This window comes from Ottowia flava, from assembly GCF_008017535.1.
GTDB classification, from domain to species: Bacteria; Pseudomonadota; Gammaproteobacteria; order Burkholderiales; family Burkholderiaceae_C; genus Ottowia; species Ottowia flava.
On sequence record NZ_VRUA01000002.1, the window covers coordinates 384,515 to 398,556 of the forward strand.

12 protein-coding genes are annotated in these 14,042 nt (G+C 65.1%); all 12 read right to left on the reverse strand.

Going from position 1 to position 14,042, the window contains the following annotated elements:
- Nucleotides 1–37 precede the first annotated feature (37 nt).
- Nucleotides 38–1,234, reverse strand: coding sequence for a DUF1501 domain-containing protein (locus FVQ98_RS03920; protein WP_147912111.1), 1,197 nt, complete (start codon nucleotides 1,232–1,234; stop codon nucleotides 38–40).
- 38 nt (nucleotides 1,235–1,272) lie between these two features.
- Nucleotides 1,273–2,826: a DUF1800 domain-containing protein gene (locus FVQ98_RS03925; protein ID WP_147912112.1), complete on the reverse strand. Its 1,554-nt coding sequence runs from the start codon at nucleotides 2,824–2,826 to the stop codon at nucleotides 1,273–1,275.
- Between the two features lie 149 nt (nucleotides 2,827–2,975).
- Complete coding sequence (locus FVQ98_RS03930) at nucleotides 2,976–4,112, reverse strand: acyl-CoA dehydrogenase family protein (RefSeq protein WP_147912113.1); 1,137 nt, start codon at nucleotides 4,110–4,112, stop codon at nucleotides 2,976–2,978.
- A gap of 3 nt (nucleotides 4,113–4,115) precedes the next feature.
- The gene (locus FVQ98_RS03935; RefSeq protein WP_187265618.1) at nucleotides 4,116–5,315 is read right to left on the reverse strand and encodes a glutamate carboxypeptidase; all 1,200 of its coding nucleotides are present in this window, start codon (nucleotides 5,313–5,315) and stop codon (nucleotides 4,116–4,118) included.
- Between the two features lie 200 nt (nucleotides 5,316–5,515).
- On the reverse strand, nucleotides 5,516–6,190 hold the full coding sequence (locus tag FVQ98_RS03940) for an SDR family oxidoreductase (protein WP_147912115.1): 675 nt from the start codon (nucleotides 6,188–6,190) through the stop codon (nucleotides 5,516–5,518).
- A gap of 3 nt (nucleotides 6,191–6,193) precedes the next feature.
- Nucleotides 6,194–6,844, reverse strand: a complete 651-nt coding sequence (locus FVQ98_RS03945; protein ID WP_147912116.1) for an MSMEG_1061 family FMN-dependent PPOX-type flavoprotein — start codon at nucleotides 6,842–6,844, stop codon at nucleotides 6,194–6,196.
- A 73-nt stretch (nucleotides 6,845–6,917) separates the two neighbouring features.
- On the reverse strand, nucleotides 6,918–8,102 hold the full coding sequence (locus FVQ98_RS03950) for an acetyl-CoA C-acyltransferase (protein WP_147912117.1): 1,185 nt from the start codon (nucleotides 8,100–8,102) through the stop codon (nucleotides 6,918–6,920).
- Nucleotides 8,095–9,204 carry a hypothetical protein gene (locus FVQ98_RS03955; protein WP_147912118.1) on the reverse strand — a complete coding sequence of 370 codons (1,110 nt, stop codon included), beginning with the start codon at nucleotides 9,202–9,204 and terminating at the stop codon, nucleotides 8,095–8,097. Before FVQ98_RS03955 ends, FVQ98_RS03950 begins: the two co-directional genes overlap by 8 nt.
- Before the next feature lie 27 nt (nucleotides 9,205–9,231).
- Nucleotides 9,232–11,133 (reverse strand): bifunctional isocitrate dehydrogenase kinase/phosphatase, encoded by a 1,902-nt coding sequence (gene aceK, locus FVQ98_RS03960; RefSeq protein ID WP_147912119.1) that lies wholly within the window; start codon nucleotides 11,131–11,133, stop codon nucleotides 9,232–9,234.
- 1 nt (nucleotide 11,134) lies between these two features.
- Nucleotides 11,135–11,839, reverse strand: coding sequence for a carbonate dehydratase (gene can, locus FVQ98_RS03965; RefSeq protein ID WP_147912120.1), 705 nt, complete (start codon nucleotides 11,837–11,839; stop codon nucleotides 11,135–11,137).
- 84 nt (nucleotides 11,840–11,923) lie between these two features.
- Nucleotides 11,924–12,652, reverse strand: coding sequence for a bestrophin-like domain (locus FVQ98_RS03970; protein ID WP_187265619.1), 729 nt, complete (start codon nucleotides 12,650–12,652; stop codon nucleotides 11,924–11,926).
- A 192-nt stretch (nucleotides 12,653–12,844) separates the two neighbouring features.
- Complete coding sequence (locus FVQ98_RS03975; protein WP_147912122.1) at nucleotides 12,845–14,026, reverse strand: isovaleryl-CoA dehydrogenase; 1,182 nt, start codon at nucleotides 14,024–14,026, stop codon at nucleotides 12,845–12,847.
- Between the last annotated feature and the right edge of the window lie 16 nt (nucleotides 14,027–14,042).

The window sequence follows — 14,042 nt, forward strand, 5'->3', positions numbered from 1 at the left end:
GAAATTTCGAACACGGCAAGGGCGCACCGAACACCGGTCACACCAGACCCAGATCGCGCGGCGTGACGCCCTCGAACACCTTGGCCAGTTGCGCCGGGCGCAGACCGAACTGGCGCGCAAACAGCCCGCCCAGCACCGCGCGGTATTCGTTCAGCACCGGGTAGTCGCGGTTCTGGAACAGGTGGGCAGCGTCGACCGGCACCTGCTCGCCCACCACACGGCCACCGCGCACGCCGCCGCCCAACACCCAGTACACGGTGCCATGGCCGTGGTCGGTGCCGCGGTTGCCGTTCTGGCGGAAGGTGCGGCCAAACTCGCTGAGCACCACCACGGTGGTGTCGCGCCAGGCCGGGCCCATGGCTTCGGCCAGTTGGGCCAAGCCTTGCCCCAGATCGCCCAGGCGCGTGGCCAGGTTGCCCTGGGCGCCCCCTTGGTTGACGTGCGTGTCCCAGCCGCCCACGTCGACGAAGCCGAGGTTGTAGCCGCTGGCCATCAAGCGGCCAATGCGCCGCGCCTCGGCGCCAAAGCCGCGCGCAGTGAGCGCGTTGCGGCCAGCCGCGTCCATCTCGTCCGCCAACTGACGCGCCACATTGGCACGCACCGCAAAGCCCTCCTGCACCGGGGCCGCCAGCGGCGTATCGTCGTACATGTCGGCGATCAGCTGGCGCTGGCGTGCGTCCAAAGCAGGCTTGCCGATTGCGCGCAGCGCCATGTTGGGCACCTGCAGACGCCCTTGCAGCGACAGCGGCAGCTGGTCGGTGAAAGCCATGGGCGCGGCTCCGTTGACCACCTCGGCCAAACGGCTGAGAAAGCCTGAGCGGTAGTTGCGCCGCCCGTCCAGCGGCTGGCCGAGCTCGATGCCGTCCTGGGTCTCGAAGTGGCTGCGCGAGGTGTCATCCGTGCCCGCAAAGGCGACAAAGGCCAGCTCGCGCTTCTGGAACATCGGCCAAAGGCTGTTCTTGAGGGCCGGATGCAGTCCCCACTGCGCATCGAGCGGCAGCGCGGCCAGCGGATCGGCCTCACCACCTGCGCCAGGCTTGGCGATCGCGATGTCAGGGCGGCTCTCGTAGTAGAAGCTGCTGCCCGTGGGCACCAGCAGGTTGCAGCCATCGTACGCACCGCGCAGAAAGACGATCAGCAGGCGTGCGCTGGCGGCCGGCGCCGCCAGCAGGGCGCCAGCGCCCGCGGCGAGAGGCAGCGTGCCCAGGGTGTGGAGCAGTTGGCGGCGTTGCATGGCAAGTCCTTGAAGAATGCGGCGACTGGTCTGGCGCTTCAGCGGCGCATGAATTCCGGTGACGAGAGCAGCAAGGTGTTCCACTCGCCTGGCGTGCGGGCCTGCGCCAGCGCCTGACGGGTGCGCGCGCTCAGCGTGGCGGCGCCGGGTGCCTGCGCATACACCGCGCGTGCACCGGACGGCGCGGCGGGTGCGCCAGCAGGCGCTTCCTCGCCCGGCGAACGTGCCAAGTCGGGCCGGCCAACGCCAAGGGACCGCGCGACCTCGAAACGCGTGGCCATCTGCCCCGGGCTGGACCAGGCACCCTCTGAGAGCGGGTAGCCGTCGGGCGTCTGCCGGCCATACAGCGGCTCGCCCAGACGGTTGAGCCAGTTGAGCACGGGTGCGGTGTTCATCAAGGGCGTATCGCCGTAGCTCAGCCGCAGCGCCGAGACGACGTAGCGCATCGGGTCCTTGAACTTGCGACCCGCCCCTTGCGCGAACTCGCTGGACGTGAACAGCGTGCGCAAGGTGGCGGCGATGTCGCCGTCGCTGCGCTGGAAGGTCTGCGCCATGCGCTCGATCAGCGCCGCCGGGGCGTCGTCGGCCAGCCAGTAGTGCGCGAGCTTGGTGCTGAGGTAGCGCGCCGTGGCAGGCGCGCGCACCAGACGATCCAGCGCCTCGTCCACCTCAGCCATGCCCTGGCCACGGATCGGCTGGCCAAGAAAGGTCTTCGGCTCCATGTCGTGGCGACGCGGGTTGAACTCGAACACGCCCTCGCGCACGTAGAGCGGCTGCAACCGGGGCGGCAGGCGCGGCGGCTTGCGCGAAGCGTCGGTCTGCACGCCGACACCCGTGAGCACGCGCGCCAGCTCCTGTACATCGTGCTGGGTGTAGCCCGCGTCCACGCCCAGCGTGTGAAGCTCCATCAGCTCGCGTGCGTAGTTCTCGTTCAAGCGGCCAGCGGCGTTCTGCGCGTTGTCCAGAAACTGCAGCATCGCCGGGTGGCGCACCACGGCGCCCAGCAAATCGCGGAACCTGCCCAGCGCGTGCGCTCGGATGGCGCTGTCTTCGTAGTCGCCGACCATCGCGCGCACCAGGCCCTTGCCCTGGTAGACGCTGAAATGGTTGAGCCAGAACCAGGTCATCTGCTCCTGCACCTGGCGCGGCGAATAGACGGCGCGCAGCAGGTGGCGCTCGGCCGCTTCGCGCGCCAGTCGCGTCATCTCCTGCTGCCAGCGGCGGCGCTCGGCCGCCTTGGCTTCGTCGTCGGTCAGCGCGTTGGCCGCCTTGCGCTGCGCGGCCATGTCGGCCACCAGGGCCGGCATGGGGCGCTGGCTGATGGTCATGGCCTCAATGCGCGCCTGCACCTGTGTGGGCAAGACCAGCGGCGCGCTATCGGCCCGAAGCTGCGCATCGAGCCAAGCGGTCGTCGCACCGCGCGACAGCGCTGCTGGCAGGGAGGCTTCAACGCCCCAGGTGAGACGATCCGCGGCCTGAAGCGCGGCCGCTGGGCTGGCAGGCGCGGCAAGGGATGCGCACCCGCCGAGCAGTGCGGCAGCCAGCAGCAAGGGGGCGAACGGCGCACGTGGCGCAACGGACAGACGAGGCATGGACGTTTCCGACGTAGTAGCGGCTGTGGGCGCTGCCACGGCAACGCATTCAAGCCTAGTCGGATAACGTCTGGCCGCAAGCGGTCGGGGGCCGCTCCTTACACTTTCAAGCCAACTTCACGCGCGCTTCACCGGCAGCGTGCGGCCATTCACAGCGCGCGCTGGATAATGATCTTCTGCACGTCGCTCGTGCCTTCGTAGATCTGGCAGACGCGCACGTCGCGGTAGATGCGCTCGACCGGAAAGTCGTTGACGTAACCGTAGCCGCCCAGCGTCTGAATGGCCGCGCTGCAGACCTGCTCGGCCGTCTCGCTGGCGAACAGCTTGGCCATGGCCGCCTCCTTCAGACAGGGCAAGCCCGCATCGCGCAGCGCAGCGGCGTGCCAGATCAGCTGGCGCGCCGCTTCGAGGCGCGTGGCGCAGTCGGCGAGCCGAAAGCCCACCGCCTGGTGGTTAAAGATGGCGGTGCCAAAGCTCTCGCGCTCCTTGGCGTACTGGATGGCCACTTCGAGCGCGCTGCGCGCCATGCCGACGCTTTGCGCGGCGATGCCGATGCGGCCACCCTCCAGCGCGCTGAGTGCGATACGGTAGCCCTCGCCTTCCTGGCCGATCAGGTTCTCGGCGGGCACGCGGCAGTTCTCGAGGTTGATCTGCGCTGTGTCGCTGCTGTGCTGGCCCAGCTTGTCTTCGAGGCGGGCGACGACCCAGCCGGTGTTGCCTAGGTTGTGGGTCGGCACGATGAAGGCGCTCATGCCCTTCTTGCCCGCCGACTTGTCGGTGACGGCGATGACCACCGCCACGTGCCCGTTTTGCCCGCTGGTGATGAACTGCTTGACGCCATTGAGCACGTACTCATCGCCGTCACGAACCGCGGTGGTGCGCAGGCTGGACGCATCGCTGCCGACGTGCGGCTCGGTCAGCGCAAAGGCGCCCAGCATTTCGCCACGCGCGGCCGGCGCCAGCCATTGCTGTTTCTGTGCCTCGCTGCCATAGCGCATCAGGATGGCGTTGAACGGGCAGTTGGTCACGCTGATCGGCGTGCTGGTGCCCCCGTCCCCGGCGGCCACTTCCTCGAGCACCAGCGCGAGGGTCACGTAGTCAAGCCCCGCACCGCCATACTCTTCCGGTACGCAGATGCCGTAGCAGCCCAGTTCGGCCAGGCCCTGATGGGCGGCCTTGGGGAAGCTGTGCTCACGGTCCCATTGCGCGGCGTTCGGCCACAGCTGTTCCTGCGCGAAGGTGCGCACGGCATCGCGCACCATTTCCTGGTCGGTGGTCAACAACATGGCTTAAGGTTTCCTTTGTGACAATTCCATGATCATGCGCGCGGTCAGGTACAGGCGCCGCGGAATCGCGTCGATCAGTGCGTACTCGGCCTCGTCGCTGTGAAAGCCGTACCCCGGCAAGCCCATGCTTTCGACCACGGGCTTGCCCGACAGCGCGGCGTAGCCCGCATCGGTGCCGGCTCCCACGCGGTCGATCACCGCCAGCGTCTGGCCAAGTTCCGCGTAGATGGCTTGCGCCTGCGCGCCCATCGCCCGCCCACTGGCGTTGGCGGTGAAGCCAGGGCGACCGCGTTCGGCACGGATGGTGATTTCCGACTTGGCCAGGCGCTTCTGGTTCTGGATGCGGTCTTCCAGCGTGCGCAGCAAGCCTGTCAGGTCTTCCTCGCGCGCGAATCGGATATCGGCCTCCAGCTGCGCGCGATCGGGCACCACGTTGGGCACCGTCCCCGCGCTCATGACGGTCCAGTTGAAGCGCAATTCGCGCGCCGGGTTGTCGAGCTCGCGCGTGCGACCGATGATGTCCGCCGCCTCGACCAGCGCGTTGACGCCCAGTTCCGGGTTGGCCCCGGCATGCGCCGACGCTCCCTGCACCGCCACCTTGTAGTAGGCAATGCTGGAAGTGCCCAGGATCAGTGGCTCTTCGTGCTGGGAGGTCGGCTCGAACGACAGCACGGCATCGGCCTCGGCGGCCAGCCGCTGGATCAGCGCGCGCGAGCCGAACGAGCCGCGCTCTTCGTCGCTGTTGAGCATCACCGTGATCGGCCCGTGTTCCGCCCCGCGCGCCTTCAGCAGCCGCAGCGTGTGCAGGATCTGCGCGATGCCGCCCTTGTTGTCTGCCACGCCAGGGCCGTAGGCACGATCGCCTTCCACACGAAACGGGTGCTTGGCCAGCGTGCCTTTCGGGTACACGGTGTCCATGTGGGCGATCAGCAGCAACCGGGTCGCGCCCTTGCCGGGTATCCGCCCGACCAGGTTGTCGCCGACCACGTCGCCGTCAGGCTTGTGCCGCGTCACCGTCGCACCAACCGCACGCAACTCGCGCTCCAGCACCTGCGCGAGCTGGGCCAGGCCCTCTGCGTTGCCGGTGCCGGTTTCGATGTTGACCAGGCGCTCAAGCGTGCGCATCAGCGCGGGTTGCTCCGCGCGCGCGGCCTGCAGCAGGCCGGCGTCAAGGCGGCCGGGCTGTGCGGTGGCGGCGGTCACCGTGGATGGGGATGGGTGACCCGTTGTTCCGCCCGTTTCGGCGCATCCCATCAGGCCGAAGACGATCGCCGTCAATCCAGCGGCCAGAGGCAAATTCCAGCGGTTCAACGTCGGCGCCCCTGTGGGTGCATTCTTTTCATGCGCAGCATGTCTCCTATCGGCCAATCGTAGCCGAGCACCAGGCGGCAGGAGACAGGACCTCACCAGCCGGACGCAGGCCTGCCATCGTGGTGCACAAAGCGCACCCCCGCGTCCGGCGGAAGCGCGGCCACCACGCGCCGCATGCCGCTAACGCTGTCGGCCACCGTCACGGGCGCGCTGTCGCCGCCCATGGAGGTCTGCACCCAACCCGGATGCAGGCAGACAAAGGTGCTGCCCGGGTACGCGGTGTGCGCCGACGCCACCGCCATGTTCAGCGCCGCCTTACTCACGCGGTACAGCCACGCGCCGGAGCCCGACACGCCGCCGATCAGCCCCATCGCACTCGACACGAAGGCGTAGCGCCCGCCCGCCGCCTGCACCAGCGGCGCGACCTGTGGAATGGCCTGCATGGCGCCCAGCACGTTGGTGTGCATGACGCGGTCGAACTGCTCGCGCGAGGGTGGCTGGGTGGCGCTGGCGCGCGAGCACATGACGCCCGCAACGTGCCAGGCGGTATCGATCTTCTCGCCGTCGAGCTGCCAGGAGAGGCCGCTGACGCTCGCCGGATCGGACAAGTCCACCCGCAAGGCCGTGGCGCCCGCCGCGCGCAGACGCGCCAGGGCGTCGTCACCGCGCGCGGTTGCGATCACGCGCTCACCGTCCGCCAGCGCCTGCTGCACCAGTTCCCAGCCGATGCCGCGCGACGCCCCCAATACGAAGGTGGTGCTGGCCATGGCTCAGTCCTTCTCCGCCACCGTCAGGCCTTCGTCGGCCAGCTGGGCCGCGTAGCGCGACCACGCCTGCGCGTCGGTCTCGGTCACGATGTCGGCACCTAGCTGGGCCTTTAGCATCGCATTCATCGACGGGAAGGTGCCCGCCGCCGCACGCTCGTCCGCTTCCCACAAGCGCGATCTCATCAAGGCCTTGGGGCAATGCAGGTAGGCCTCCTGCACCGCCACCTCGATGACCAGCGCTGGCAATTTGCGCGCCTCGGGCTGAGCGAAGCGCCGGGCGAAAGCGGCCTCGTCGCGCAAGGCGGCACGGCCGTTCACACGCAGCACTTCGTTCACGCCGGGGATCAAAAAAAGCACACCGATGCGCGGGTCGGCGATCAGGTTTTCCAGCGTGTCCAGACGGTTGTTGCCGGTGGCATCAGGGATCAGCAGCGTGCGCGCGTCGGCCACCTGCACGAAGCCCGGCCGGCCACCGCGCGGCGACGCATCCACCAGCGCGTCCTGCGCTGTCGCGCCCGCGCTGGCCAGCACGCACAGCGGCGCATGCGCGATGAAGCGCCGCATCGTCTCGTCCAGGTGGTCCAGCTCCTTGGCGCGCGAACGCGGCGACGCCTGGGGGTACAGACGCCGCAGATCGGCGATGCTCGTGATCATGAGGTGCTTTCTCCGATTTTCATAAGAAATAGGCCTCCGACCTTACAACCACCTGCGCAGACAGCTCCTCATTTCAGAGCATCTCGACCGCCATCGCGGTCGCCTCGCCACCGCCGATGCACAGCGTGGCCAGGCCTTTCTTCAGCCCACGTTGCTTCAGCGCGTACAGCAGCGTGACCAGAATGCGCGCGCCGCTGGCGCCAATCGGGTGGCCCAAGGCGCAGGCGCCGCCGTTCACGTTGACCTTGTCGTGCGGCACTTTCAAATCGTGCATCAACGCCATCGGCACGACGGCAAAGGCTTCGTTGATTTCCCACAGGTCGACGTCGTCCACGGCCCAGCAGGCCTTCTTCAGCGCCTTTTGGGTCGCGCCGATCGGGGCGGTGCTGAACCACTCGGGCTCTTGCGCATGCGTGGCGTGGCTGGCGATGCGCGCCAACGGTTTCAGGCCCATCTGCTTGGCGGTCGATTCGCGCATCAGCACCAGCGCGGCTGCGCCGTCGTTGATACTGGAGCTGGCCGCGGCCGTCACCGTGCCGTCCTTCTTGAACGCGGGCTTGAGCGTGGGGATCTTGTCGATGTTGATCTTGCCCGGGCCTTCGTCGGTGTCGACCACGCGCTCGCCCTTGCGGTCCTTCAGCGTCACGGGCGTGATCTCGTCCTTGAACGCTCCGCTCTTGATAGCTTCCTGCGCACGCTGGACGCTGGCCATGGCGAATTTGTCTTGATGGTCGCGGGTGAAGTTGTATTTGGCCGCGCAGTCTTCGCCAAAGGTGCCCATGCTGCGGCCGGGCTCGTAGGCGTCTTCTAGACCGTCCAGCATCATGTGGTCAAAGATGCGGTCGTGGCCCATGCGGTAGCCGCCGCGGCCCTTTTGCAGCAGGTAGGGCGCGTTGGTCATGCTTTCCATGCCGCCGGCCACCAGCACGTCGTGCGTGCCTGCCACCAGCATGTCGTGCGCGAACATGGCCGCGCGCATGCCGGAGCCGCACATCTTGGACAGCGTCACCGCGCCGGCCGACTTGGGCAGCCCGCCCTTGAACGCGGCCTGGCGCGCCGGCGCCTGGCCCTGGCCCGCCAGCAGGCAGTTGCCGAACAGCACTTCGGTGACCAGCTCAGGGTCGATGCCGGCGCGCTCCACCGCCGCCTTGATGGCCGCGCCACCCAGGTCGTGTGCGGCCAGGCCAGAGAAGTCGCCCTGGAAACTGCCCATAGGGGTGCGGGCGGCGGAAACGATGACGATATCTTCTTTAGACATTTTTGCTCTCCTTCTGAATTGACTGAATAGAAATAATTCTATCTTCGAGGTTAAAAATCTTGTTCGAACTATCAATCATCAAATTAATTCCCGAGTTTATGGTTTTAGCTACGCGCTTCATTTTTCTGGTCATTGCACCCGTCCCTTGAAAGGACTCTCCGAATTTTTTTGTGCTATCTAACGCTTCTCGAGTAGAAACCAGGAAACCCAACGCGCTTTCCAAAAATCCCGCGGCATCATTTACAAGCAAGGGCTCCGCCTCAATCTGATCCATTAATGAAATCATCCCTGGCAATACACGATCTAGGTGCCGCGCGTACTCTGCGGAACCAATTCCAAATCGAGTAGCTGGCCCCTCCAATTCGCCTGCCAGCTGATCGGCGAGCGCGAGTCTGTCGACGGCACCACCGGCTCGGCTTTCGATCAATCGCACCTGAGCAGTCCCCTTGGTAAAGATCACGCCGATCTCCTCGGTAATAGTCGACAAAACCTCCAACGATTGCGTCAACTCGACTATGGCGATCTCGCTCTCCGCTTGAATTTCCAGGAATCCTGGTTCATCAGTCTCTTCATCGTCAATGCGTGCTGTCTCACCCTCTTCCGGCACAAGCTCACCCCGCGATTCAAACCATATTCGAGTCGCCGCGACGGGGTCACCTCCACTTGACAAGGCGGTTGAAATACTAGACCCAAGCTGTCTTCTGGCTTCTACGATACCGTTAGGCGTACGCTTAAAACGGATAGTTCGAATTGCCGATATATCAAATGGCAAATGATCACGCTCGCCAATCTGAACAGTCAGTTTTCCCGTCGAATGCCTCAGACCAAGTTCATACATTACATTCGGGTTCGCCCCACTTACATCGGCTATGACAAGATAGGCGTCTCTAAGTCGCCTAAAGATTTGGTCATTTATTTCTCCAGTTCTCGATATCTGATCAGCTCGTACTGATTGCAAGCCGCAAAATTTGCACGCAGGTTCAATGATCTCTTCGAGAACCTCTATCGCTCGTTCGTACGCTATGCGCGCGGGACTCCCAGACTCAGCGTCCTTATCGCCGATGGGTCCGATGACAAACGCTTCGAGTTCTCTTCCATCCATTTTTTTCCGCTCCGTTCATAGCACTCACTACTCCGACGGCTCCGCCGTTGTCGGGGTACTTGTATCTGCCCGATCCGCCGGTGTCTCCGCCTGAGCCGCCGCCGGGTCGACCAACTCGCCTGCGCCCTTTACCCCGCCATTGAACTCAAACCGCCGGTGCGCCCCGTAGGGGAAGAAGTCCAGCACTTCGCCGCGCTGAATGCGCTCCTTGGTGCTTTGCCAGAAGCCGGGCTCGAGCAGGTCGGCGTGGTGGCGCATGAAGGCCTCGCGCACGCGCGGGTTGCCAAGCAGGAAGGGGCCGAAGGTTTCGGGAAAGACGTCGTTCTTGGCGACGCTGTACCAGACCTCGCCACTCATCTCGTCTTCTTCGTTGCGCGGCGCAGGAACCTGCCGGAAGTTGCAGTCGGTGAGGTATTCGATCTCGTCGTAGTCGTAGAAAACGACCTTGCCGTGGCGGGTGACGCCAAAGTTCTTCCACAGCATGTCGCCCGGGAAAATGTTGGCGGCGACCAGGTCCTTGATGGCGTTGCCGTATTCGATGACGACGTGTTCCAGCTGCGCATTGGCGGCGGCGTCATCGGGGCCGGCGTCGAAGGCTTCCTGCAGGTAGAGGTTGAGCGGGACCATGCGCCGCTCGATGTAGGCGTGGCCAAGGATGACTTCGGTCTGGCCGTCGCCGTCGCGGTCGGACACTTCCAGCTGGCTGGCGGCGTGCTGCTCCAGCTCAGCGATCAGCGCGTCGTCGAAGCGGCTGCGCGGAAAGGCGAGCAGCGAGAACTCCATGGTGTCAGCCATGCGGCCGACGCGGTCGTGGCGCTTGACCAGCTGGTACTTCGCGCGCACCTGTTCGCGCGTGGTGTCCTTTGGGGGCGGAAACCAGTCCTTGATGACCTTGAAGACGTAGGGAAAGCTGGGAAGGTCGAACACCAGCATGACCATGCCCTTGATGCCCGGCGCGATGCGGAAGGCGTCGGTGGAATGGCGCAGGTGCCACAGCAGGTCGCGGTAGAACAGGTTCTTGCCCTGCTTGGCCAAGCCGAGTGCGTTGTAGATCTCGGCGCGCGGCTTGCGCGGCATCAGGCTGCGCAGGAACTGCACGTAGCCTGACGGAATTTCCATGTCCACCATGAAGTAGGCACGCGAGAAGCTGAACAGCAGCAGCATGTCCTCTTCGCCAAACAAGGCCGCGTCGACATAGACCACACCCGGATCGCGGTGCAGCAGCGGCAGGGCGAACGGCACTTCGCGAAAGCCGTTGATCAGCTTGCCGACCAGGTACGCGCCCTTGTTGCGGTAGAACAGGTTGGAGAGCACCTGCACCTGGAAGTTGGGGCGCTGGCGGTCGGTGCCCAGCTCGCTGCGCAGCGCATCGGCCACGCGCTGGGCGTCGCGTTCGATGTCGTCAAAGCGGCAGCGCAGGTCGTAAGACTTCAGCACCTCCGCCATGGTGGCGTGCAGGGCGTCGATGCTCGGATAGAACGACCGGAAGGTGGGCTTGGCACCGGGGTCGTCCGTTTCCAGGTACTCCGTGCTGATGGCCGGGCGCACGAAGATGAAGTCGTTGTGGAAATAGCTGCGGTGCAGGATCTTGGTGGTGACCGAATTGAAAAAGGTCTCGGCCAGCTCGGGCTGCTTGTGCTGCACCAGCAGCCCGATGTAATTGAGCTTGGCCTGTTGCCACACGGCCATGGGCTGGTCGCCGGCCTTGAATTCCCGCTCCAGCCGGCGCTGACATTCGCGCACGCGCAGGTCGTAGAACTCGATGCGCTCACGTTGGGCACGCTGCTGACCGCGCCAGTCGCAGGTTTCGAAACGGTGTTTGGCACGCGCCGACTCCGTGCGGAACAAGCGGTAATGGCGGTTGAAACCGTCGATCATGGCGTGGGCCATGTCGCGTGCCAGGGCGGCATCGACGGCGTTCAGCAGCATGTCAGACCTCGTCGGCCTGCGGGTCGGTGTCGTCCAGCTCGGGCACGAAGGTGGCGGCGCGCGGATAGCGTTTGATCGCAGCGCGGTACACGTCCACCACGTGATCGGGCCGCGACATGGTGACCTGCAGGTCCTTGACCTTGCCGTCCTTCAGGCCGTAGCACCAGCCATGGATCGACAGCTGCTGGCCGCGCGCCCAGGCGTCCTGCACGATGGTCGACTGCGCGACGTGGCCGACCTGCTCGATCGCGTTCATCTCGCACAGCGCGTCTTCCTGCTCGCCGCCGCACAGGTGCATCAGACGGCCGCGGTGGCGCATCTTCACGTCGTTGACGTGGCGCAGCCAGTTGTCGGCCAGGCCCACGCGCTGGTCGTGCAGCACCGCGAGCACGCCGCCGCAGCCGTAATGGCCGACGACCATGATGTGCTTGACCTTCAGCACGTCGACGGCGAACTGGATCACCGACAGCGCGTTCAGGTCGGACGGCACCACCACGTTGGCCACGTTGCGGTGCACGAACACTTCGCCCGGCGCCAGGCCAATGACCTGGTTGGCCGGCACGCGGCTGTCGGAGCAGCCGATCCACAGGTATTCCGGTGTTTGCTGGGCCGCCAGGGTCTTGAAGAAGCCCGGCTGCTCGCGCTCCACCCGTTCGGCCCAGGCGTGGTTGGCATTGATGAGGTGTTGAAGCGAAGAAGCGGGCATGGTGTTTTGGGGGGAATCTTCAGGGCAGCGATCCGGTCGTTGCGCGGGCCGCGACCAGAGTCGGAGGGCAACGCGTCGACCGACTCAGCGGGCCTGGAACGATTTCAACTGGTTGGCGTAAGCCTCGGCGATGGGGTGGTGAGAAACAATCGTCTCTCCTGAAAACGGACGGTCGTGGGTCACCAGCATGTAGATGAGCGTGCCGTAGCCCATGACAAAGAGGCCCACACTCACGAAGTAGTTCTTGCGTTGACCATAGACCACCTCGACCAGCACCGCGAGCCCGGTCAGCAGCAGGACGCACAACACAGCCCAACGCGAATTGTCCAGCCTACCCGCAGAAAGCTGCGTTCGCTTCTTGCGCAACTTGTCCAGGTCGGTCAGGTCGCTGGCGAGCACGGCCAACGTGGCGCGCGCCGGCAGGTCGATCTGCGGACTTTGCAGAAGTCGAGCGACGCGAAATTCCATCTCGTTCAGCGCGCTGCGGGTCTCAATCGGCGTTCGCCGCGTCTGGTAGGTGCGCCAGTCCTGCGGTACGTCGCCATGGACGTAGGCGTACATCAAGCCATTGAGTTCGGCAGACGAATCCGCAGGCAGCCTGTGAATCGCGCGGACGGCATCGGCCACGGTCGACGCCTCGGCCACCACGGTGTCCTGCGCGTCGCTGTATTTGCGCCAGATATCGTTGACCAGCAGGCTGATCACCAGCGAGATCGGCAACACCACCGCGGTGACAAACCCCGGTGGAAGGGTCGAGGGAATGGCACGGTTGGCGCGTCCGCGGTACGCGGCGACCCCCAGGGTGGTCAACACGACCAAGAACGCCATGGCCAGGACACAGACCAAGTACAAGCCGATTTCGCTTATACCGTAGGCCCAGTCGTACCAAGCAGGCATCTCGGCGTAGTTGTTCATAGGGTCTGACTGACAACGGATATAGCGCCGAAGTGTAGTGGCCGCCGTTGACGCAGGACAACCTGGCTTCGCAAGGCCCCTGCGCTGTGCTTACATGGTCTCGGCGAACAGTTCGCGTCCGATCAGCATGCGGCGGATTTCGCTGGTGCCAGCGCCGATCTCGTACAGCTTGGCGTCACGCCACAGGCGGCCCAGCGGGTATTCGTTGATGTAGCCGTTGCCACCGAACAGCTGGATGCCGTCGCCGGCCATCTTGGTGGCCATTTCGGCCGTCCACAGGATGACGCTGGCGCAGTCCTTGCGGACCTGGCGCACGTGCTGCGCGCCCAGCGCGTCCAGGTTCTTGCCGATGGTGTAGAGGAACGCGCGACCAGCCTGCAACACGGTGTACATGTCGGCGACCTTGCCCTGCACCAACTGGAATTCGCCGATGCTCTGGCCGAACTGCTTGCGGTCGTGGATATAGGGCACGACGTTGTCCATCACGGCCTGCATGATGCCGATGGGGCCACCGGCCAGCACGGCGCGCTCGTAGTCCAGGCCGCTCATCAGCACCTTGGCGCCTTGGTTCAGGCCGCCCAGGATGTTGGCTTCGGGCACTTCGACGTTGTTGAACACCATCTCGCCGGTGTGGCTGCCGCGCATGCCCAGCTTGTCCAGCTTTTGCGCGGTGGAAAAACCCTTCATGCCCTTTTCGACGATGAAGGCGGTGACACCGCGCGCGCCCAACTCGGGCTCGGTCTTGGCGTAGACCACCATGGTGTCGGCGTCGGGGCCGTTGGTGATCCACATCTTGGTGCCGTTAAGCAGGTAGTAGCCGCCCTTGTCCTCGGCCTTCAGCTTCATGCTGATGACGTCGGAGCCGGCGCCCGGCTCGCTCATGGCCAGCGCGCCCACGTGTTCGCCGCTGATCAGTTTGGGCAGGTATTTTTTCTTCTGCGCGTCGTTGCCGTTGCGCTTGAGCTGGTTGACGCACAGGTTGGAGTGCGCGCCGTAGCTCAGGCCCACCGAGGCGCTGGCACGGCTGATTTCTTCCATGGCGATCATGTGCGCCAAATAGCCCATGTCGGCGCCGCCGTATTCCTCAGGCACGGTAATCCCCAGCACGCCCAGCTCGCCCATCTTGGGCCACAGGTCCATGGGGAACTGGTCGTTCCGGTCGATCTCGGTCGCGCGCGGGGCAATCTCCGCCTGCGCGAAGTCGTGTACCGCATCGCGCAGCGCCTCGATGTCTTCACCAAGATCGAAATTCAGGCCAGGCAGGTTGCTCATGGGGTCTCCTCGCTTA

Bases quoted from the DNA above. Each gene is read 5' to 3' on its own strand.
- aceK (WP_147912119.1), bottom strand. From the start codon at position 11,133: ATGCTGCTGAACGCCGTCGATGCCGCCCTGGCACGCGACATGGCCCAC.
- FVQ98_RS03950 (WP_147912117.1), bottom strand. From the start codon at position 8,102: ATGTCTAAAGAAGATATCGTCATCGTTTCCGCCGCCCGCACCCCTATG.
- FVQ98_RS03955 (WP_147912118.1), bottom strand. From the start codon at position 9,204: ATGGATGGAAGAGAACTCGAAGCGTTTGTCATCGGACCCATCGGCGAT.
- FVQ98_RS03975 (WP_147912122.1), bottom strand. From the start codon at position 14,026: ATGAGCAACCTGCCTGGCCTGAATTTCGATCTTGGTGAAGACATCGAG.
- FVQ98_RS03920 (WP_147912111.1), bottom strand. From the start codon at position 1,234: ATGCAACGCCGCCAACTGCTCCACACCCTGGGCACGCTGCCTCTCGCC.
- FVQ98_RS03940 (WP_147912115.1), bottom strand. From the start codon at position 6,190: ATGGCCAGCACCACCTTCGTATTGGGGGCGTCGCGCGGCATCGGCTGG.
- FVQ98_RS03945 (WP_147912116.1), bottom strand. From the start codon at position 6,844: ATGATCACGAGCATCGCCGATCTGCGGCGTCTGTACCCCCAGGCGTCG.
- FVQ98_RS03930 (WP_147912113.1), bottom strand. From the start codon at position 4,112: ATGTTGTTGACCACCGACCAGGAAATGGTGCGCGATGCCGTGCGCACC.
- can (WP_147912120.1), bottom strand. From the start codon at position 11,839: ATGCCCGCTTCTTCGCTTCAACACCTCATCAATGCCAACCACGCCTGG.
- FVQ98_RS03925 (WP_147912112.1), bottom strand. From the start codon at position 2,826: ATGCCTCGTCTGTCCGTTGCGCCACGTGCGCCGTTCGCCCCCTTGCTG.